19 protein-coding genes are annotated in these 19948 nt (G+C 51.4%); 2 read left to right on the top strand and 17 right to left on the bottom strand.

Translation table 11 applies throughout. The features are described 5' to 3' along the window. Positions 1–5: 5 nt before the first annotated feature. Positions 6–2207, bottom strand: coding sequence for an SF1B family DNA helicase RecD2 (recD2, locus tag FYJ73_RS02970; protein WP_154533229.1), 2202 nt, complete (start codon positions 2205–2207; stop codon positions 6–8). 82 nt (positions 2208–2289) lie between these two features. On the opposite strand from recD2, the gene FYJ73_RS02965 reads away from it, so the two are divergent. Then, positions 2290–2529 (top strand): hypothetical protein, encoded by a 240-nt coding sequence (locus tag FYJ73_RS02965; RefSeq protein WP_154533228.1) that lies wholly within the window; start codon positions 2290–2292, stop codon positions 2527–2529. A 250-nt stretch (positions 2530–2779) separates the two neighbouring features. Then, the gene (locus FYJ73_RS02960) at positions 2780–3307 is read left to right on the top strand and encodes an NAD(+) diphosphatase (protein ID WP_154533227.1); all 528 of its coding nucleotides are present in this window, start codon (positions 2780–2782) and stop codon (positions 3305–3307) included. A 194-nt stretch (positions 3308–3501) separates the two neighbouring features. Here FYJ73_RS02960 and FYJ73_RS02955 read toward each other — a convergent pair whose 3' ends face one another. The 16 genes from FYJ73_RS02955 to FYJ73_RS02880 form a co-directional block, all read right to left on the bottom strand. Further along, on the bottom strand, positions 3502–4098 hold the full coding sequence (locus FYJ73_RS02955; protein ID WP_154533226.1) for a hypothetical protein: 597 nt from the start codon (positions 4096–4098) through the stop codon (positions 3502–3504). A gap of 114 nt (positions 4099–4212) precedes the next feature. After that, the gene (locus FYJ73_RS02950; protein ID WP_154533297.1) at positions 4213–6489 is read right to left on the bottom strand and encodes a type IV secretory system conjugative DNA transfer family protein; all 2277 of its coding nucleotides are present in this window, start codon (positions 6487–6489) and stop codon (positions 4213–4215) included. 210 nt (positions 6490–6699) lie between these two features. Further along, positions 6700–7602, bottom strand: a complete 903-nt coding sequence (gene traN / locus FYJ73_RS02945; protein ID WP_154533225.1) for a conjugative transposon protein TraN — start codon at positions 7600–7602, stop codon at positions 6700–6702. A gap of 94 nt (positions 7603–7696) precedes the next feature. Next, positions 7697–8929: a conjugative transposon protein TraM gene (traM, locus tag FYJ73_RS02940; RefSeq protein WP_154533224.1), complete on the bottom strand. Its 1233-nt coding sequence runs from the start codon at positions 8927–8929 to the stop codon at positions 7697–7699. Between the two features lie 26 nt (positions 8930–8955). Beyond that, positions 8956–9414 carry a hypothetical protein gene (locus FYJ73_RS02935; protein WP_154533223.1) on the bottom strand — a complete coding sequence of 153 codons (459 nt, stop codon included), beginning with the start codon at positions 9412–9414 and terminating at the stop codon, positions 8956–8958. 70 nt (positions 9415–9484) lie between these two features. Then, the gene (gene traK / locus FYJ73_RS02930) at positions 9485–10081 is read right to left on the bottom strand and encodes a conjugative transposon protein TraK (RefSeq protein ID WP_154533222.1); all 597 of its coding nucleotides are present in this window, start codon (positions 10079–10081) and stop codon (positions 9485–9487) included. 135 nt (positions 10082–10216) lie between these two features. Further along, a complete protein-coding gene (locus tag FYJ73_RS02925) occupies positions 10217–11548 on the bottom strand; it encodes a TraJ family protein (RefSeq protein WP_154533221.1) in 1332 nt (443 codons plus the stop codon). A 62-nt stretch (positions 11549–11610) separates the two neighbouring features. Next, positions 11611–12303 (bottom strand): DUF5045 domain-containing protein, encoded by a 693-nt coding sequence (locus FYJ73_RS02920; RefSeq protein ID WP_154533220.1) that lies wholly within the window; start codon positions 12301–12303, stop codon positions 11611–11613. A 74-nt stretch (positions 12304–12377) separates the two neighbouring features. Then, complete coding sequence (locus FYJ73_RS02915) at positions 12378–13061, bottom strand: hypothetical protein (protein ID WP_154533219.1); 684 nt, start codon at positions 13059–13061, stop codon at positions 12378–12380. 5 nt (positions 13062–13066) lie between these two features. Further along, a complete protein-coding gene (locus FYJ73_RS02910) occupies positions 13067–13858 on the bottom strand; it encodes a hypothetical protein (protein WP_235899196.1) in 792 nt (263 codons plus the stop codon). Between the two features lie 2 nt (positions 13859–13860). Continuing rightward, complete coding sequence (locus FYJ73_RS02905) at positions 13861–16800, bottom strand: TraG family conjugative transposon ATPase (RefSeq protein WP_154533218.1); 2940 nt, start codon at positions 16798–16800, stop codon at positions 13861–13863. A 56-nt stretch (positions 16801–16856) separates the two neighbouring features. Next, a complete protein-coding gene (locus tag FYJ73_RS02900) occupies positions 16857–17144 on the bottom strand; it encodes a DUF4133 domain-containing protein (RefSeq protein ID WP_154533217.1) in 288 nt (95 codons plus the stop codon). A gap of 127 nt (positions 17145–17271) precedes the next feature. Then, the gene (locus FYJ73_RS02895; protein ID WP_154533216.1) at positions 17272–17634 is read right to left on the bottom strand and encodes a DUF4134 domain-containing protein; all 363 of its coding nucleotides are present in this window, start codon (positions 17632–17634) and stop codon (positions 17272–17274) included. A gap of 208 nt (positions 17635–17842) precedes the next feature. Continuing rightward, positions 17843–18889 carry a hypothetical protein gene (locus FYJ73_RS02890; protein WP_154533215.1) on the bottom strand — a complete coding sequence of 349 codons (1047 nt, stop codon included), beginning with the start codon at positions 18887–18889 and terminating at the stop codon, positions 17843–17845. Positions 18890–18925: 36 nt separating this feature from the next. Next, entirely contained in the window at positions 18926–19210 is a 285-nt protein-coding gene (locus tag FYJ73_RS02885; RefSeq protein WP_154533214.1) for a DUF3127 domain-containing protein, read from the bottom strand. Positions 19211–19244: 34 nt separating this feature from the next. Continuing rightward, positions 19245–19901, bottom strand: a complete 657-nt coding sequence (locus FYJ73_RS02880) for a hypothetical protein (protein ID WP_154533213.1) — start codon at positions 19899–19901, stop codon at positions 19245–19247. Between the last annotated feature and the right edge of the window lie 47 nt (positions 19902–19948).

Below are 19948 nucleotides of genomic sequence, written 5' to 3'. Positions count from 1 at the left end.
GTTCGCTATTTTGTTGTAGGCCCATTCTCGGCCGCTATATCCGTCTGACTCTCTTCGTCTTGCCGTGTATAGCTCAACGGAATGGTCTTGCCCTGCAACCGTTCCTTGAGCCGTGTGTTGCGCTCGGTAACGGTGACGTGGCTGACGGCATACCATAGGGCACGACGCTGACCGATGACGACGCAGACTTTCTTGGCACGGGTGACAGCGGTGTAGATGAGGTTACGCTGGAGCATGACATAGTTTGTGAAGTGGACGGGAATGACAACGATGGGATATTCACTGCCCTGGCTCTTGTGGATGGTCGTGGCGTATGCAAGACTGAGCTCGTCAAGCTCGGTGGACTCGTATTCCACTTCCTTGCCGTCGAAGCTGACCGTCAGTGTGCGGTCCTCCATGTTGACGGCGGTGATAAGTCCTATGTCACCGTTGAATACTTCCTTGGTGTAGTCGTTCTTTAGTTGCAGCACACGGTCGCCTTTGCGGAACACGAATCCGGCACGTGAGAGGCCGCTGCCGGTGGGATTGACTCGCTGCTGAATGGACATGTTCAGACTGTTGGCTCCGATGGCACTGCGCTGCATGGGCGTGAGTACTTGGATGCTGCTTCGCGGTATGTTGTAGGCCTTGGGCAGTCGTTGGCTGACCAAATCGACGATGGTTGAGGCTATCTGCTCCGGCTCCTCACACTCCATGAAGAAGAAGTCGGACTGTTTGCCGTTGCGGATGTCGGGCATCCGTCCGTCGTTTATGGCGTGAGCATTCATGATGATGCGGCTGGTCTGTGCCTGGCGGAAGATGCGGGTGAGGCGTACCACGGGGACGACACCCGAGTCGATAATATCTCTAAGCACGTTGCCAGCACCGACGCTCGGCAACTGGTCCACATCACCGATGAGCAGCAGACGCATGTCGGCAGGAACAGCTTTCAAGAGGGAGTTCATCAGAATAATATCGATCATTGAACACTCGTCGATGATGAGCGCGTCACCCTCCAACGGGTTTTCGTCATTGCGCTTGTAGCCCTCAGCAGGGTTGAACTCCAACAGCCGGTGGATGGTCTTGGCCTCCATGCCTGTGGCCTCAGTCATGCGCTTGGCGGCACGGCCGGTAGGTGCGGCAAGGAGAATGTGAAGTCCCATCTCCTTGAAGGCTGCGATGATACCGTCCTCGGTAGTGGTCTTTCCAGTACCGGGTCCGCCCGTGAGCACCATCACCTTGTTATGGACAGCGGTACGAATGGCTTCGGCCTGAAGGTCATCATAATTGATGCCAGTCTTCTTGCTGATAGCCGCAATGTCGGGCTCTTTCTCGAACATCTTCTGCTGTCGGGTAGTCAAGAGGGCCTTGAGCTTGTTGGCTGTGCCCACCTCACTGAAATAGAATGGCGGAAGATAGATGGCCTTGTCTTCGGTCTTCAGGTCCTCATCAGTTATCATCTTGTCGAGGGCGGACTCGATGGATGCTTTGTCGGCTTCCAACAATTTCACTCCAGCTTCCAAGAGTTGGTCACGGTTGGCATAGACATGGCCTTCGTTAGCGAGTTGGTTGAGGGTATAGAGGATGCCACTGCGACACCGTCGCTCGTCATTCTTGCCATAGCCCATCTTCGCAGCGATGGAGTCAGCGGTCTTGAAGCCGATGCCCCAGATGTCGTCGGCAAGGCAGTAGGGATTCTGCTTCACCTTGTCAATGCTCTCCTTGCCGTAGGCCTTGTAGATCTTTGCAGCATAGGCGGTGCTGACACCGTTGCCCTGGAGGAAGACCATCACATCCTTGATGTCGAGTTGCTTCATCCACGAGTCGTGGATCTTCTTGATGCGCTTAGGACCGATACCGTCCACCTCGCCAAGCCGCTGACAGTCCTTCTCGATGATGTCGAAGGTGTCCATTCCGAATTTGGCTACGATGAGTTTGGAGAACTTTGGCCCGATGCCTTTGACAAGTCCGCTGCCAAGGTACTTCTCCAGTCCGAAGAGCGTGGCGGGCATGGCTTCCTCGTAGCTCTCGACGACAAACTGGCTGCCGTATTGCCGGTTGACTTTCCACTGGCCGTCGGCGACAAGTACGGTGCCCACGGTCACGTCAAGCATGTTGCCGACCAGGGTGACGAGGTCGTCATACCCCTTCACCCGTGCCTTCAGTATCGAATAGGCGTTCTCACCATTCTGATACGTAATCCGCTCTATGACCGCGCGCAGCTTCATAACTATTATACAAAAGTACGGAAATTATTGGGCATTCAAGAAAACAATTGTACTTTTGTAGTCCACAAATGGAAAACAGATAATGGACAAGACTACGTTCAAACAAGAAATAAGCGATTTTACAGCTCGCGGTGGCAAATTTGCCTTCGCCTTTGGCGACATCCATCTCCCTGTCGTCTATCATGAGGCGTTGAACATGTTGGGAGTGAAGATGCCGGCACATGAGGTATTTGTGCCTATTGACTACTCCCGTGACTTGGGCGACAATCTTGATGTGCTGATGAACAAGCTCTTGGAGAAGTATCCGCAACTCTCTGACTGAATACCAATGACTTTTGAAAGTGCACATATTGAAATAAATACCGACAAATAAGATAGGTATATCAAAGTTTATTCGTAACTTTGTGGACAGACCACATCATTATCATAGGAAGATATGAAGGATATTGAACTATCATTTGACGATTACGATATGATTTGGCTAAAGATATAGAAAACAATGGGCTCGATGACAATCTGCTTGACTGGAAGGCTATCGAGGCGTTTTTAGAAAATAAAGAATAAGATATAATATGCATTATAAATATTGTCCAACTTGCGGAAGCAAGCTTACACTGAAAGAAGCAGGTGACGATGGTGGTGTCCCTTACTGCGAGCATTGTGCCAAATATTGGTTCGATGGCTTTTCTACGTGTGTTATCATCCTTGTGGCTAATGAGTTGCAAGAGATAGCCATGCTTCGGCAAAACTATCTTTCCACTCAGTACTACAGCTATGTATCAGGTTTTATACAGCCGGGTGAGAATGCCGAATCTACAGCAATGAGAGAAGTAAAGGAAGAGTTAGGTATAGACCTTGATTCCTTAGATTTTGCAGGAACTTACTATTTCCCAAAGCGTGACCAACTAATGATTGGCTTCATAGGACTATGCAAGAAGCAACCACTTAGACTCTCAAGTGAGGTGAACAATGCCAAGTGGATTCCCGCAAATGAAGCAGAATCTCTGATGTTTCCCGACAGCCCAGGTAATGCTATGCATCCCATATTCCGAAAATACTTAGGAATGATAATCAAGAAGACTACAGATAGTCGAATGTAAGAATCAATTATGTGGATTTATCAGAGTTTTTAGGAGAATCCACGTATATATTGTTATTCGTTGTTGTACATTAGTTGCATACAAAACTTGAATTTAGAAGAAAGTTGCCCGATGAGAGCGGTAAGGCTTTTTCATAGGCAGGAAGCCAATGATTATCTTCTGCTTCTCTCTTGCGGGCAACTTGTATAGCTGTGTCACTTCCATTCCACTGGAAGGTCGCGGAAGTTGAACGACATGTCCTTATTTCCCCATGTTGATGAATAGGCTTTTACCGTGAGCGATGCTATCCGCTTTGTTTCAGTCGATACATCAGCAAAGTGAAATTTCAGCCTTATAGTGGTATTGCTGTCAATGGTGGGTCTTGCATTTTCCAGATTTCCAAATTTGTATTCATAAGTTGCGTAAGCATTGCCGACATAATCAGAGATTTGGGCTTGTTGCATCTGCTTTTCTCTACTTTCGCCTGGATTGAATAAGTTTAATGTTACGACTAACTTCCCTGTAGTCTTATCTCCAACAGCCGATACGAAACCATACTGATAGCCGTCCACATCGGTAGTGTTCAAGGTCTGCTTGATGTCCAATGCTTTCTTATACTCAGCATTTATGTCTGCAAGCTCATTAAGACGAGACTGCATTGAGGCTATCTGACCGTTCTGCGTTTCAACTTGACCCTTCAGGGTCTTTACATCTCCTTCAAGTGTCTTGACACGGTCTTCTACTTTTACTGTCTGTCCTGACATCGTGGCGGAGAAAGCCACACACATGATAAGCGTAATGATTTTGTTCATAAGATACGTTGTTGATGTATGGTACAAAGGTAATGATAATTTGGCAAAAAACAATGGGATATTCCCTACAGATTGAGAGAATATCCCTATTGATGCTTAATCACTTGTGATAACTTACTGAGAGTTGAGCAGGCTCTTTATCATTTCGTCTATCTCACGGTTCACTCGAGCAAAGTTGCGGTTGAGCATGACTTCCTTCTGACGGGCATCCTTGAAGGCGTAGATCTTGGGGAGGTCAACGTATTGAGCTTCTTCTTTCTTGATCTCTGCCATATTGAAGTTGGTCTTGCAAAAATACTTCGTGGTCTTGAACTCAGGGCTTTCCTCAAGGTTGATGCCGCTAAAGGAGCTGCGCTCCGTGGGTGTGAAGTCGCGGGCAGCCTGTCCTGCGAGCCAACCGGTGGCCATGTCGGCAATCTTGGCGGCTGGAACGAGGTTGTCCATCTTCTCGCTGATGGAGGTGCTGACCTTTGAGTCGTTGATGGTGATGGACTTACTTGTCTGTTTGGCCTTGCCGAAGACATCGTTCTGTGCCCACTCCAAAGTCTCTTTGTTGCGTGCCGCACCCATGAAGATGTTGCCGCAGGTGGTGATGATCTTCTGCATACCGTTCTTGCCGTAGTCGGCCTCCAACTGGGGGAGTTCCTGAAAACCGAGGGTGACAGCCACCTTATTGCTTCGTGCCGTACCGATAAGGCGGTCTATCTTGTGGAAGTAGAGCGTGGGCAGCTCATCGACGATGATGCTCACGGGCAGGTTACCCTTGCTGTTGATGCGTGTGACAAGTCGGTTGAGGATAAGGGCATTGAGCGAGCCGATGACCTGTTCCTTTTCGGGGTCGTTGGCGATGACAAGATAGCTGGGACTGTTCCTGTCGGATATCTTCAAGTCAAAGTCGTCGCCGGTGAACACCCAGTATGCCTCTGGGGAAACAAGACGGGCGGCATTGACACGTAGCGTACCCACCATACCTTCCAATTGGTCGTTGGCTTTGTTCTTATAGGCACTTTGGAACGGTGCCATCAGTGACATGATTTTGGGGTCGTCCATCAGTATGTCGAATACTTCGCTATAGCTACGACCCAAGAAGCTGAGCACATGAGGCATATCAGAGTATTCGCCGGTGATGGTGTCGGGCTCCACCTCGTTACCGCGCTCGTCCTCGTACCAACTGCGAGTGATGGTGATTTCCTTTTGGTTGCGGTCAAGGTAGCTGAAGCCGTTGAGGTCGACGAACATGCCGTCGGCATCGGTGGAGACATTGTTGCTCTCTCGGTCGGTGAAGTCAAGGACTACGTTGCCCCGTTCGTCCAAAGCCTTATAGTCGCGCCACTTCCTTGTGACGAGTTTCAGTTTTCTGCCGTCATACTCGACATAGCGGGTAAGCTTCCTGCCGTTCTTGTAGCCAGTCGGATGGAAGTTGACAAAGAAGTAAATGATGGCGGCAAGGAAGTTCTCGGCGGAGTTCTGGAAGAAGGCCTCGGAGCCGCCTTTCTTCTCGCCACCGCCTTTGTTGAGGGATGATAGAAGCGTTGCTGCTGTCTCAGAGGCGGCTGCAAGGTCTGGGATATACTTCCGCTGGATGGGGTTCACACGGTTGCTGTACTCCACATCGGTGAAGTTGACGATGCGGAAGCCGCAGTTCTTGGGAAGCGTGCCCTGCTTGCGGTTTTTGCAGTACTGGTAGAAGAGGTTGCGGGCCAATGCCGGGAACTTATAGTCGTAGACCATCATGGCAAAGCCCTTGGCACTGTGCTGGCGGATGAACGGGTCGATGATGCCGAATGACTTACCAGAGCCGGGCGTACCCAAGACGATGGTGGCACGGAAAGGGTTGATGATGTTGATCCAGCCGTGGTTCAGTTTCTTTTTGTAGTAATAGACCATGGGGATATTGACGCTGTACTCATTCTCTTCCTTGTTACGGCTCTGCTCGAAGCTCTCATTGTCGAAATTCCATTTATCATCACCAATCTTCATGCCCAAGTACTGCGCGATGGCATCAAAGCCCTGGTGGATGAGCATCGTACCGACTACGGAACAGAGGACATAGAGACAGCGGTTGAGGGGATAACCGGCAAAAGCGCCGTTGAGGGACATGCCGTAGAAGACGAAGCACAGGACTATCATGGTAGCTCCGGCGAGGACAGGATAGAGCACCATGGTCTTGAGATTCCATTTCAGGCTCTTCCGTGCTTTCGTTCCAATGCAGGTAACGGTGATGCAGATGAGCTCCATCACCTTACAGGTAGCCACAGAGTCAAAGACCTTGAAGCGGTGGAACACATCGAGCACAAAGACAATCATGGAGTTGGAGGTCGTGACGGGTAGGTTCATCACAATCTCTACAATCAGTATCAGGTAGATGCACGAGCGGAACATGTTGTACATCTGTTGCTGTTCACGGGTTTCTTCCACGGTTTTAAGGAGTTAGGAGTTAGGAAATAGAAGTTAGGAGTTTCACGCGGCCGGATTGTTGATGCAAAGCATTTGCCAACGACATCACTGGCATTTGCCATGCATGTCGTTGGCATTTGTCGCAGATTTCATTGGCATCTGCCACGCATCAAGACAGCATATTTGCTTAGCCTTTGAAATACTCTATTGCAAGTTTATCAGCAATTCCGGCGCAAAGCTGTCAGCATTGAGGATGTCACGGTAGTTAATGTCGAGATAGCTGACGCGGCCGCTTATCTGGTCCTCGGTGATTTCAAGGCGGAGCTTCTTCTCTTCAGGGAAGGTGAGCTTCTTGAGGACGATGACATTGCGGTAGGACTTGGTGAAGTGGTCGGCATGGTTGACCATATACACCGGCGTGAGCTCAATGGTCTGTGAGTTCGTGGCTTTGAGCTCTTTCTTGTCCATCAGCTTCAGTCGGATCTCGGCGATGTCGTACTTGATGTTGCTCTTGTTCTGCAACGAGAAGTCGATGAAGAAGTAGTCGCCGACAGTGTAGATGTTGTTCACTTGCGCACGGATGCCGTACTGCTTGCCGTGCACACGGAAGCACTTGCGGCGGCTCATGAAAATGGACCAGCAGAGACGGGACATGTCGCCCTGCGTCATGCTCACCTCCGGGTTGGTGTAGTCGCGGATGTCCTCCTGGCCGACGGTATAGACGGAGTGGGCACGCTTGGGGGCTTTAGTGTAATAGACGGTGAACTGAGCGATGTGTCGCTCGCCGATGACAGTTACCGTTCCCGCCAGTTCGTTGTCCATCAACGTAGACTTGGGTTTCAGTCGGACGATGTTGTCGGCGCACTGGTTGCCGACGAGCTTGTCTGTGGAGATGTCCACGAGCTTGATGTTCTCCGGCATGATGAGATGGGTGGTCACCTGATCGTTGACGTAGATGACGGTCTTCTGGAGGTTGTTCTCGAAGATACGTGCATCGTCCTCCGTGAGACGGTGGATGTAGCGGACCTTTACCGTATCGGGCTGTGCAGCATGGATGGTCATTGAAAAAATAAGTGCGAGTGTAAGAAGTATCGTTTTCATATTCATAATGGATTTGGTATTGTTGTTATTGAAATGGTTTCTGAACGCTTGAGGCATTTTACTCCCCTCCCTACGAGGGAGGGGGAAGGGGGGTGAGGCCTTATTCTTGCTGTGTGTTTATAAGATAGACAATGGTGTTGTACTTGATTTTGGCTTTATTCTTGCGGATGTTCTTCGACACGGCGGAGCTGGCAGACTGGTACATGTTCTGCAGGGCTTGCAATGCGATAATCTCCGGCGACACGCCGCCAGTACTGTTCACATCGAACTGGATGTTCTGAGCGGCGACATTGGAGCCTGCATCCTTCATCATCTCTCGGAACGTGGACTCGGGGACATAGAAGCCCTCCATGCCGTCATTGTCGAAGACGCTTAGATTAACCTTTATGAACTTGTTGCCGACAAGGATGCTCGTGATGTTGGCCATGACACGCTGCTGTCCGAAGCCCGTGACGATGCCGTAGAGGTATGAACCCTTCTTGAGGCGGATGCCCTTGACGGTTACGTCATCGAGCAGTTTGAAGCGAAGTCTTGTGCCCTCACGAGCCTTGGTGGTCTTGTCAATCATAGCCTTGATAAGCGGCTCATCGACATTCTCGGTACTGGCCACGGTGTTGAACTTCTCGCTGTTGTCCTCCTTGACTTTCTCGACGACCTCGGTCTTCTCTTCTTTCTTGTTTTTCTTTTTCGTGTTTCCTGTGAGTGCGTCGATCATTTCTTGTTGCTGCCGTCTCTCTTCGGCTTCCTCTTCCTTGTCGCGCTGTTCCTGCTCGGCATAGTAGCGGCGCTGGCGGTCCATGCTGCGGTTCTGGATGCGTTCCAGTTCACGGGCATAGTCGTTGAGGTCGTCCTGCTGGGTGCGTCCGCTGCCATAGCTGCGATTGCCATAGCCATTGCCTCCATAGCTGTTGCCATAGCCGTTGATGCGGTTCATGTTGGCCTGCTGGCGCTCGCGGAGGTCCTGTTCGGCTTTCATTTGACGGAGACGCTCGGCGTTGACCGCATCAATGTCCTGCCGCTCCCTGTCATTGTAGCCGCTGCCGGTAGTGTCCTTCTGTTCGTACTCGTCGCCGATGCCGTCGACGGCGGTGAAGGCTCCGCCCTCGGCAAAGCGTTTGTTCATGGCCGTCATCTTGTCGTCCACGCCCTCACTGCGTGCTTCGGGAAGGCTCATGTTGATGGAGTCGGTGACTACGTTTTTGGCAGTCTTGCCGTTGCCCTTGAAAGTCTCCATGCCAAAGTATATGAGTCCCAGCAGGGGCAGGAAGATGACCAAAGGGAAAATGTACTTGGGTTGTCTGAGGTTCAGACGCTTGAGTTTCTGTAAGTCCATATCATGTGTTTTTTATTGTTTTGCGTTTATTGCTTGTTGTCGAGATACTTTACCACGAGTTCCAACTGGCGGTACTTCACCATGATGTCCACGGAGTCCTTGTGGCTTTTGATGGGCAGACGGATGAGGGAATCGAGGTCGTGCTTGAGCTGCTGGCCCTTGTTGGTGAGCTCCACGGTCTGGTCCACCTGCATGGACTTCAGACGCTGGATGCGGCGGATGCCGTCGAAGGCAGGCTTCACGTCTGACAGACCAGACATCATGTCAGCCTCGTTGTAGGTGCTGGTCAGCGTGAGCCAGCTGCCAACGATGAGTGAGAGCATGAGCATGCTGATGGTGATGACGGACACTCTCTTCTTGTGCTTGTCTGCCCATTGGTTGGCTTTCGCTATCTTGTCCTTGAGCTTGAACTTGTCTGTCAGCGACTTGATGCCTTCCGCTATCTTGGCATCCTTCTTGGCCTTGGTGCGTTTAAATATCTTCATAGCTTTTTCTTTTGATAATTTATTTCTGTATTCTTTCCCCCTCTCTTTTAGGAAGGGCCGGGGAGGGTCTTTAGTAGTCTAAATCTTTGTTTTCGAGTGTTCTCCAGTTTATGATGAGCAGTCCGTGTGGATTGTTTTGTGTCCTCGGCACGTTCTCTATCTCGCCCACGGTGATGATGGAGCGTTTCAGGTCACGGCTTCGGCGCTTGATGAGCTGCGTGCCGAAGTACTTGAATTTTTTCTCATGATCGTTGAACTGGATGGAGTCGCACTTGATGGTGCAGACGGCACTGCTTGATATAATATCCGAGTAGAAGCCGTTCTCTTCCATGGCCTGTTTCTGCTTCATCGCCGTTCCGTCAGCCATGTAGAGGGCCTTGCCGAGCGTCCACTTGATGTAATCGTTGTCGGGAGGCAGGTTGAAGAAGTACTGATGGAAAAGTTGGATATGCGCCTTGGCTTCCATCACGAAGTTGGCTTCCTGTAAGCTTCGCTCGGCGAGGAAGGGGATGTCACCGTCGAGAATGTATATTTGGCTGCGCTCCTCACTGACAAGCTTCGAGCTCTGATAGACAGTGAAGATGCAGATGGCAGTGCAAGCCGCCAACGTGAGGATGACGGTTGCAAGTGCCAGTTTGGTTTTTTGTTCTAAGGATTGTATCAACATAACGCTATGTGAGTTAGAAGTTAGGAATTAGAAGTTAGGAGTTTCTTTGAGTTAGGAGATAGGAATTAGAAATTTGTGGAGTTGAGAAGCTGCCTCGCGTTGGCTCGACAACTCCTAACTCCTTACTTCTCACTCCTAACTTCCCTCTGCTCCTCCGGGCTTGTAGTTGGAGTCGGACTTGCCCACATTATTTATACTACGGGCCGAGTCAGCGCCACGGCTGTAGGAGGCTCCAAGTCCGGTCTGTGCCATGATGGTACGGGCAGTCTGGTTGAAGCCGCTGCCACCATCGCTGTGCGACTGCTGTGCCGCGCCGATGATGGAGGCCGTGCCGGTGGCTACTGCCGCCCCTGCCGCTGCCGTCGTGGTTGCCGCACCCATCGCATAGCTTGCACCGCCGAAGACGAGGGTCTGTGCCATGCTGCCGGAAGCCGTTCCTGCGCTGGAGCTGATACCGCCGGGGATGAGCCACGAGGCTACTTCGGGCACGAAGCGGAGGACGTAGGCACCCACGAGCATGCCCATGGCATACATACAGTTGGAGCCGATGCCCTGCAAGCCCAACGCGCCTATCTGCTGCCATGAGTTAACAGTTCCTCTCAATAGGGTGTCGTAGGCCTTGATGTCTTCCATGAGGTTGTACATCAGGATGAAGTCGATGTAGTATAGGCAAAAGTACACGACAAATCCCCATAGGGAAAGCGACAGGTACTTGCCCATCCACTGGGCCCAGGCGTTGCTCCAGGGCGGTACGATACTGAGAGCAAACATGATGGGCGCAAAGGTGGCGAGGATGGTCATGAAGATGCGCTGGGCGACGAGCATGCCGTAGTAGGACATCTGGAAGATGAGCTCGCCGACGAACCGTATCACGTCATTGATCCACTCGCTGACCTTGGTCTCTGCGGCTACGGCGGCACGCTGGGCGTAGTTGTTGATGGTGGAGCCGAGGTTCTCCATGTTGTAGATTAATTTGTCCCACCAGTGTGCGTCCTCACCGATGGCCTGCACCTGCTTGGCGGTCTCGATGCTGTCCTGCACCTGCCGGAGGCGTTTGAGGTAGTCGTCCTGCTTTTGGGCGACCTTGAGCTCCAGTGCCGCCACTTCCTTGTTCTTGCTCTGTGCCATCTGCCGTGTTACCTCCTCCAGTCCCTTGCCGGGCATCTTGAGCGACTCGCAGATGTAGCTGCTGTAGGTGATACACAGGGACAGGCCGATGATACGGGCGAGCTTCATCACGTCCATACCACGACGGCCGAGCATCATCATCCAGCACTCGTAGGAACCCATGCAAAGGGCGAGCAGCAGGCCGAGCATCTTGGCAAAGCTGATGGCACTGCCGAGGACAGCGGACTTGGGGAAGGTCTCCATGGCCGTCAGTAGGCGCATCAGACTGTCGTCGATGGCAGGGAGTCCCATTGTCAGCAGCTGGTTGATGAATAGTGAAGATAATTGTAAGTCTATCATGGTATTCTACTTGATTAATTCTGCATAATGTTTTGATTTTTACCTCTTTACCTTTTTACCTTTTAGTAGTATTGCTGTGCCATCCCGACAAGGTGTGCCACACGGGAGACAATCTGTTCCATCTGCTTCTTGTACTCTATGTAGGCTTCCTGCCGTTTGGAGTTTTCAAGCTCATTGCCAATGCCCTGCTTGTGGGTGTAGGCGATGGACTGGCAGATCATGTCGTTCTGACGCTGGAGCTCGCTGACCTGTGGGGCCATCTTGCCCTTGCTCTTCGTAAGGCAGTAGGTGAGACCCTCGGTGATGGACTTCTGCATACGTGTAAAGTCGTCCTTGAAGGAGTGATAGACGAGGTCAACATTGCGGTCGGCGGCACGGATCACTTCCTCGTCGTGCATCTCCTTGACTTTTTCACGTTCTTCCTCGACTTTCTTGATTTTCTCCTTCTGTGTCTCTTCCTGTGCCACACGACGGGGCATGATGGTCTTGACATTGGACTTGTGCTCCTTGAAGCGGACACGGTAGCCGGACTTGAAGCCCGACCACTTCCAGTAGGTCTCGGCACCGGAGTATTTCTTGTGGAGGAAGTAGTAGTACCAGTCAGGAGCGAAGTCCCAGGGACCGGTCTCCATGCTCCGCCACTGCTTTTCCTTCTGCTTGTCGTGGACGACCTTCTGGGCATAAGCGCTCCCGCATTCCCCGTTGGGGAAAGCGAGAGCTATACAAACAATTAGGGAAGAAAGTATGTGTCTCATGGTATTGTCGTTTTGATGGTTTACTCGTTTTACATTGATATTAAACTGGTAGTTGGTTTGTTGTTTCGAAGCGATTATGCTCCGTACCACTTGTCAATGACCTTTGTGGCTATCTCATCTTTCACATCGCTGTTGAGGATGTCCCAGATATAGTCGTAGTGGAAGCCGCCCATGACAACGATGCTGCACCAGAGGTTGGCAGAGTCAATAATGCCGAGCATGTTGGAGATGTAGCTGTGGAGGGTATTGACGAGCTCCAGTTTCTCGTCCATGCTGGCACGCATCACGTTCAGACCGCTGGCGGTGAGGGTCGCATACATCCGCTTGATATTCTTGACTTCTCTTGCACAGGCGAAGTTGGCCTCGGTATAGTACCATGCCACGGCAGGCTTCTTGAAAGCGTACTTCGCTGTGTTCTTCGTGAACTTGGCATACGTATCAATGAGCCTGTAGAGGTCGGTGCCCGTCGATGCCAGTGCCGTACCAAGGATGACGTAGCTGTAGGCGTTGTTGAGCTTGGAGTTCAAGGTCATGCGCACGTCGTTGAACTTCGTTGCGCCCTTGGTGACAAGGCTCTGCTCGCCATAGCTTGCCGCCACCTTCTCCAGTGCCTTCTCCTCTTCCTTCTTGATGAGCTTGTGCAACGAGATGAGTGCCTCGATGGTCGGCTGGTCGTTGGGGTAGTCGAAGGCATGGGCTTTCGAGGGGTAGAGGATGGCGACGGCCAGGATGCAGATTATAATGGTATGGTACTTCATAGCTATTATGTTCCAAAGTTATTCCAGTCGTTGATGATGCCATCCACCATGTTGCTGGCCTGATAGACGGAAGCCCAGCTCTCAGGGTCGATGGCAAAGAACACCTCGCCCCACGTTCCGAACTGGCACATCATCACCATCACGTCCATCTTGTACTTCATCTCCAACAGACGGGAGTAGATTTTATTGGCCAGCGTCAGACGGGTGTAGCGGTCCATGAAGTTGTAACCGTCACCCTGGCCCATATTGTAGCGTCCGCCGCCGTTGGGTATCTTCTGGCGGATGATGGGATTGTCGGGCAATTTTATCTTGCCGTTGTTCACTACGTCGATGAAGTCATGGATGAGTCCTTCGGTCTCAATTACAATGTCGGCGAGCTCGTTCAGACAGAGGACGTAGTTCTTCACGGGGTTCGAGGCGATGTACTTTGTTACCGTGGGGATGCCGGAGAGGATGTCGGCACTTAGGAGAAAAATTTCCTTGTAGTAGGCCGACTCCTCTCCGAAGCCGCGGACATTGGTCATCGTCAGATGGTAGAGTTCCTTGATGCCCTCCATCGTGGCAGTGTACTGCAATATCTTCTTCTGCTTTTCAGAGATGGTGTCGAGCCGCTCGTTGTGCTTGTTCTCGATAAGCTTCTGGGCGGTGGTGTTGGCACTGACCTGCCCGGTCGTCCAAGGGTCATAGACCACACGCCATCCGGCAAAGGCCTGACTTGTGGCAAGGAGAAGCATGGCAGCTGTGATGACATAGCGGTGGTTGCTATGATTGAGACTGCCTTTTGGCTTTGTCTGCATTATCAGTCTGTTTTTTCCCATAGTGGCATGATTTTCTGTTGTTTGTTCACTTTGACCGCGAAGTCAAGATACTTCTTTATGCCCAACTTCTTGCGGTCTTCCTCAATTTTCGTGATGGCGGTCTGGATGTCTCCGTAGTGACGCTCATAGACTTTCAAAGCCTCTTTCTCGGCACGTTCCGTGGTGTAGGCCCAGTAGCATTCGGGTGGTTCCTCAACGCCATAGACATCGGAGTACTGGCCACGGCATATCCACACCTCCTTGAAGTAATTTCTTCCCTCGTGGTTGTTCAGGGCATTGACGGTGAAGATCTGCTGCTTCTGCACCTGTGTCAGTCCGAGGATGGCACTGATAGCATCGTATCTGTCCTTGAACTTAGACTGGTCGAGGAGGATTTTCACGTCAGAGTTGTTGATGATGGCTTCCTTCACGATAGGCGAGTCTATCACGTCATTCAACTCCTGGGTTACTACTCCTGCTATGCCGTGGAACTTTCTCACTGTCTTATAAAGGTACTTGATGTATTCCGCCATAGTCGGTGAGCTGATGGCTTTCCATGCCTCTTCGATGATGAGTGCCTTGCGCCCTTTCTTGATGCGCATCTTCTGCAGGAACACGTCCATGATGATGAGCACGACGATGGGGAACAGAACGGGGTCGTCCTTGATCTTGTCAATCTCGAAGACAATGAACTTCTCGTCGAAGAGGCTGGCATCAACATCGTTGTTCAGCGTGTGTTCGAGTTCTCCGCCCTTATAGAACTGCTCCAATATGGCGGCGAAGTTGTCAATGTCGAAGGTGATACTCTTTTCTCTCATAATCTGCGGGATGCGCTCGATGGCGAACTCGTAGTAGCTGTTGAAGCTGAGGTTGACCACGTGCATCTTCTGCCGCTGCTTCTCCATGCGGTCGATGCGCTGCTCAATGGTGACGAGGTAGTTGCCCTCGATGAGCTGGGGCATGAGGCGCATGAGCTGGCGGTTGGCGGCTACTTTCTCACCGTCGGTGGCGGCCTTGTCGTTGATGAGGTCGTGGAGCTTGTTCACCTTCCGCTGGATTCGTGCGTAGGCTTCCTTCTCCTCAGCAGTATGTAAAGGACCATCACTGGCCACACGACTGCCATCAGCAGTATGGAGAGAACCGTGTTCATTATCCTGTCCGCTAAAGGCAGATGGATCTTCGGAGGTTGGAAGGTCTGTTTCATATTCTGTATGTTTGTATTTTTCTTCGAGTTCCTTGCTGTGCTTTTCATATGTGCCATTCTTCTTATCTTCTAAGAGCAGACGCTTGCGGAGCTGGTCGCGCTCGGCATCGGTGAACTCCTTGAAGGGGGTGAAGTACGACTCGTAGTACTCGACGATGGTCTGGTTGATGATCTTGTCCTCTATCTTCGTGGGTGCCTCGCTGCCCTTGAAGATGAGGAAGATGAGCGACTTGAGGAAGTTCTTCTTCTCACCGAAGTTCTGGGCATACTCTGTATCTGTAATCTTGAACGGGTTCATAGAGATGGGTTTCTCCTTGGAGTAGGTGATGTAAGTGCCTTTGAAATATCGGCATATACCCTCGTAGCTGTCACCCGTGTCAACCATCACCACATCGGTGTTCTGCTCCAGGAGCTGGCGGACGACGCTGTTCATGTGGAACGACTTACCGCTTCCGCTTGGGCCGATGCAAAAGAAATTGGCGTTGTCGGTCATCTTCACCCTGCCTTCCTTGCCGGTGATGTCGATGCAGACGGGCAGGCCCTGGCGGTCGGTGTAGTAGGTCTTCAGCGGTGTGTCCTCGCTGTGCTTCAGATGTTCCTTGAAGAAAAGGCAGAGGGCTGCGTCGTTGAGCGTCAGGAAGAGGTCGTAATCGGGGTTGAACGAGTAGGCGTTGCCGGGGAAGGAGTCCATGAAGAGCTCCAACTGGTTATAAGCCGACTTTGACGCAAAGATACCGCACTCGTAGAGCTTGGTCTCGATGTAGCTGGTCACGGGTGTCAGCTTATCAGCCTTGCAGCTCACCAGCAGGTTGAAGTTGGTATAGACGAGCAGCTTGCTGTCCTGTGCGAGCACGTCGAGGACGGTCTCGATGTCGGCCTTGGCAATCTTGTTGCTGGGGTCGGGCATGGAGCCGTGGCGCTTGGCCTTGGACTGGAGCTTGCGGAGGAGCTTGCGCTGCTGGGGGATTTGGATGACTTGGTTGTATATGACACATTCGGTGTCGGGAATCTCACTGAGGAAGGCCAGCAGGTCGGTGGCGATGACGTAGCCGTTGACGGCCACGGGCTGGTAGGGTTTTATCAGCGAGGGCAGGTCAATCTCGTCCACGTCGACGATGTCGAAGGACTTGACTACCTTGTCACCCATCTTCAGGCAGTCGTCACCGGCCTTGAAGCTCTGCATCGAGAAGGGGCCGTCCTTGAAGTGGAAGGCCATGAAGCGGTGGAGGTACTCGTTGACCTCGTCCTTGGTGAGCTTTCTGTGCCAAATGCCGCGCTCCTTGAGGATGTCCGTGACCTTGCTGACCTTGGTATGGAAGTCGAGCCATGTCTTGGGGTCGTACTTCACGAAGGCGGACTTGACGGTCTCCTGCGTGATGATAAGGTAGGTGCGTATCTCGGTATAGGGTCGATCATTGAAGTAGCTGAAGTAGCTGCGCGTGAGGAACTCCATATCGTCGGTGATATCGTGGTGGTAGCTCTGTCGGCACAGCACGTCCTGCTTCTGCAGGGCATAGCCCTCACCGAGGGTCTGGACGATGTTGTTCAGCACGTCAGTGAAGGCGACATATTGCACAGCGTCTGTGGCATACTGCTGCACGGGGTTCTCTATCTCGATGATGACGGACGGATTGCCGTTCTTCGAGAAGAGGACCGTGTTCAGCAGCTTGCCGGAGCCATCCTTGATATCCTGGAGCTGGGCGAAGAGGCCGTCAAGCGGCTTTTTCTTGTTTGACATGGTAGGTTATGTTTGTAGTAACTGATTTTGGTTTTCGATTTTCTTTATGTTAGCGGCTACCGATCATACATTTTGTAAAAGAAGTAGATGCCGTGGTGCCGCTTCTTGCTGTGCAGTCCGCTGCGTTGCTTGACGTAGATGGAGATGATTCCCACTGCGGCGAGGCAGACCATAACGATGAAGCCGACGAGCTTGCCGAAGAGGATGGAGGACAGCAGGAAACCGAGGAAGCTCAGGCCGATGGCTCCGGCGGCATAGGTCAGGAACCTGCCGCGGATGCCCATGAACTCCAGTGGCTTTTGGAGTCCCTTGAAAACCGGGATGCCGTTGAAATTGATGTCCATTATCTCGTAGTTTTATTGCGATATTATTTTACATTATATATTGTTTTTGATAGAGATTTCAGAGTTAAAAGGTGTCCGACTCCGATGATTCGGAAAGTCGGACTCCTTGTTTTACTGTAGCTTGCAACTACTTGAAGAACAATGGCAAAGCCTCGCTCATTGCAAGGAAAGCTACACAACCGCCAATAGTCAGCATGATGGCTTTTTTCACGTCCTGGTCACCATTCTGCATTTTGAAATAAATACTGAATGCGCCGACGAGTGCGATGACTGCCGCAATGGCCTTCATCAAGTTACTGACGGGGGTCTGGTAGCTCGACACCTCGGTGATGGCTTTCTGGAATCCGCCGGCTCCCTTGCTCTGGGCGAAGGTCATGACGGCACAGAAAAGGAACATTCCGAGGAAGGCGGCTACACGCTTCACGGGGATTCTCTTGCATGCGCTCATGCAGGAGTTCATGATGGTTTTGGTTGAAATGGTTTGTAACATAAGTTTGTTAAGATATTTCATTACGTTACAATTTAAAGACCACATGAAAGGTGGAAGATGGGTGAGTGCCACTCACGTGGCCGTCTGATCCCCTTGCCTCACGGCGCTGCCCTCTTCCCGAAGCTGTCTTATCAATCAATCTTTACTAAATGGAAAGTAACACTCTAAATAACATTCTAAAACGTATTCATCTTTTGAGAAACTAACCCTAAATATTGAATTCTGGCGGAGCCTCACGGTTCGACCGTTCAGATTTTTCTATCGCTTGGAGCTCGTCCTCATCGAGAACGCGCTCTGATTCTTTCTTTTCCCATAAATTGTTGATTTGTCTGAGTGTAATCTGTGCTTCGTCGAGAGAAACTTGCTTAGCCTCCTTGCTGACTTGCTCGGCTGTCTGGGCTCCCTGCAGCTTTGTCTGCTGTTTGGAGTCGTCAATCTGAACCTTTAGGATGTCGAAGTAAGCATCGCTGCGGAACTCCGGCTGCTTAAGTGGCTTGGGAGGTCTTGGCTTCTTTGCAGGTGCAGGCTTTGCAGAAGTCTTCTCTTGGAAATCTGACTTTGAAGGATTTTTTCCTTTGGAAAGTTCTTCGCCTTTGGCATTCGACACTTCTGGGGAAACAGTAGGCTCAGGACCAATGAAGCGGACTTCAAGGTCGTATGGCTCAACGGCATCGGATGGTTCTTTCTTCACTTCTGCTGTTTTGTCTTCTGTTGGCTCATCAGTTTCTACGTTTTGAGTGGACTTTTCTGTCCCAGCACCTTCTTTATTCGGTTCATTATCATCCCAAGCTTCAGTCAAGGCTGTCATCTCCTCTGCCAGTATCTCGCGGCGTTTGAGCTTGACTAACTCATTGATGCGTTTCTTGGTCTCTGCGTCAGTGGGGAGGGGCTCAATGTCATCGGATGGCTTACCTTCTGTATTGTCATTGTCAGACTGGAAGGGTATGGCTGAGGGCGAATAGGACTCTGCTGATGTGGTAGCAGACTTCTGTTCCTCACTGCTTTCTTCTACCTGCCCGTCCGTATTGGACTGTGCGGCAGCTATGCCTTCATCCGGCTTTTGGTCAGCTGGGCGCTGGGATGTAGCAGGCTGATGCTTTGGCTCGTCCTTGCCCACGGCGATGGGCTTGAACTGCCCTGCCTCGTCGGAGATGTCGATGTCTACGTCCTTGGGCTTGGGCATGAACTCCACGGGCTCCTTCTTGAGGAAGAGGTCATAGACGATCATGCCCGAATAGCCAAAGACATAAATCACAACAATAACTATTACTATACTGGTGAAAGCCATAAGCTACTCTGCAAAAGGTTGAGACTCCTCGCGCTCGATGCCGTTGACGCTGTTCTTGCCGAACACCTTGTCGCCTGCCTCGTGGACTTTGGGGACATAGGTCACCGTCAGTTTCTCGCCCTCGGCGATGGCGTACTCGTCAATCTCTTTCTGTCCGAAGACTTCCAAGAGCAGCTCGCCGTCACCGTCAGTTGTGAGTACATACTGCTGGGCTGCCCATGTGCTGCCCTTCTTTGACGTGCCTGTCCTTACGGGCAGGACTTTCGTGATCGTTCCTGTTGTTTTCATAGTCGGTAGTCTGATTACTGGTTATCTGATTGGTTTAGTTGAAAGTCTGCTCATTGGCCGACACGGCCGGAGATGCTGAATATTTCTCCGTTTCCTCCGCGCACGTTGTCGGCAATGGCAGAAAAGTGAACCCAAGTGTCTTGCCGTTGGCCTCTTTGACGGGATGGCGGCGAAGACCGGGATAGTAGAAGAAGGTATGGCCGTCGGTTGCAGGAATGTAGCCGAGACGTTTGAGGGAACCCCGAAGACGGATCTTCTGGTTGTTGCTCACTACCTTTATGTTTGTTCGCTGGTCGAGACCGAAGATGATGCGGCGGCGCTCCTTCTGGATGAGTTCCTTACGGCGGCGGCTTCGGATGGTGCGGAGCTGCTCCGGGGTTCGCGACAGTCCGAGCTCACGGGCTATCTTTACGATGGTGAACCTGTGCAGTCCGGTGCGCTCTGCCATCTCCTGATAGCTGAGATTGGTGTATTCCATCTCCACGAAGGCGCGTGCGTCACGGTTGCGGCCAGTCGGATTGTCCTTGCGGAGACCGAGCTCACGGGCATGCTTGGCAACAGAACTAAGCGAGAAGCCCAAATGGGCGGCTATCTTGTGGAGATACTCTGATTGAAAGCGTTCCTTAAGTATGTCGTCATGCTCCGGTGTCCAGAATATTCGTTTTGTCTTAGGTTGGAAGGTTGTATTCATAGTGTTCAGTTCATTCTTTTGGTTCTTAATCGGTTTTATTATCTCTT

Source organism: Hallella mizrahii (genome assembly GCF_009695775.1).
Lineage (GTDB): Bacteria > Bacteroidota > Bacteroidia > Bacteroidales > Bacteroidaceae > Prevotella > Prevotella mizrahii.
Note: the sequence above shows the minus strand (reverse complement) of the source record. Positions and strands in the feature narration are given on the sequence as shown.

Coding starts and splice junctions, on each gene's coding strand:
- recD2 (WP_154533229.1), bottom strand. CDS start 2,207: ATGAAGCTGCGCGCGGTCATAGAGCGGATTACGTATCAGAATGGTGAG.
- FYJ73_RS02965 (WP_154533228.1), top strand. CDS start 2,290: ATGGACAAGACTACGTTCAAACAAGAAATAAGCGATTTTACAGCTCGC.
- FYJ73_RS02960 (WP_154533227.1), top strand. CDS start 2,780: ATGCATTATAAATATTGTCCAACTTGCGGAAGCAAGCTTACACTGAAA.
- FYJ73_RS02955 (WP_154533226.1), bottom strand. CDS start 4,098: ATGAACAAAATCATTACGCTTATCATGTGTGTGGCTTTCTCCGCCACG.
- FYJ73_RS02950 (WP_154533297.1), bottom strand. CDS start 6,489: ATGTACAACATGTTCCGCTCGTGCATCTACCTGATACTGATTGTAGAG.
- traN (WP_154533225.1), bottom strand. CDS start 7,602: ATGAATATGAAAACGATACTTCTTACACTCGCACTTATTTTTTCAATG.
- traM (WP_154533224.1), bottom strand. CDS start 8,929: ATGGACTTACAGAAACTCAAGCGTCTGAACCTCAGACAACCCAAGTAC.
- FYJ73_RS02935 (WP_154533223.1), bottom strand. CDS start 9,414: ATGAAGATATTTAAACGCACCAAGGCCAAGAAGGATGCCAAGATAGCG.
- traK (WP_154533222.1), bottom strand. CDS start 10,081: ATGTTGATACAATCCTTAGAACAAAAAACCAAACTGGCACTTGCAACC.
- FYJ73_RS02925 (WP_154533221.1), bottom strand. CDS start 11,548: ATGATAGACTTACAATTATCTTCACTATTCATCAACCAGCTGCTGACA.
- FYJ73_RS02920 (WP_154533220.1), bottom strand. CDS start 12,303: ATGAGACACATACTTTCTTCCCTAATTGTTTGTATAGCTCTCGCTTTC.
- FYJ73_RS02915 (WP_154533219.1), bottom strand. CDS start 13,061: ATGAAGTACCATACCATTATAATCTGCATCCTGGCCGTCGCCATCCTC.
- FYJ73_RS02910 (WP_235899196.1), bottom strand. CDS start 13,858: ATGCAGACAAAGCCAAAAGGCAGTCTCAATCATAGCAACCACCGCTAT.
- FYJ73_RS02905 (WP_154533218.1), bottom strand. CDS start 16,800: ATGTCAAACAAGAAAAAGCCGCTTGACGGCCTCTTCGCCCAGCTCCAG.
- FYJ73_RS02900 (WP_154533217.1), bottom strand. CDS start 17,144: ATGGACATCAATTTCAACGGCATCCCGGTTTTCAAGGGACTCCAAAAG.
- FYJ73_RS02895 (WP_154533216.1), bottom strand. CDS start 17,634: ATGTTACAAACCATTTCAACCAAAACCATCATGAACTCCTGCATGAGC.
- FYJ73_RS02885 (WP_154533214.1), bottom strand. CDS start 19,210: ATGAAAACAACAGGAACGATCACGAAAGTCCTGCCCGTAAGGACAGGC.
- FYJ73_RS02880 (WP_154533213.1), bottom strand. CDS start 19,901: ATGAATACAACCTTCCAACCTAAGACAAAACGAATATTCTGGACACCG.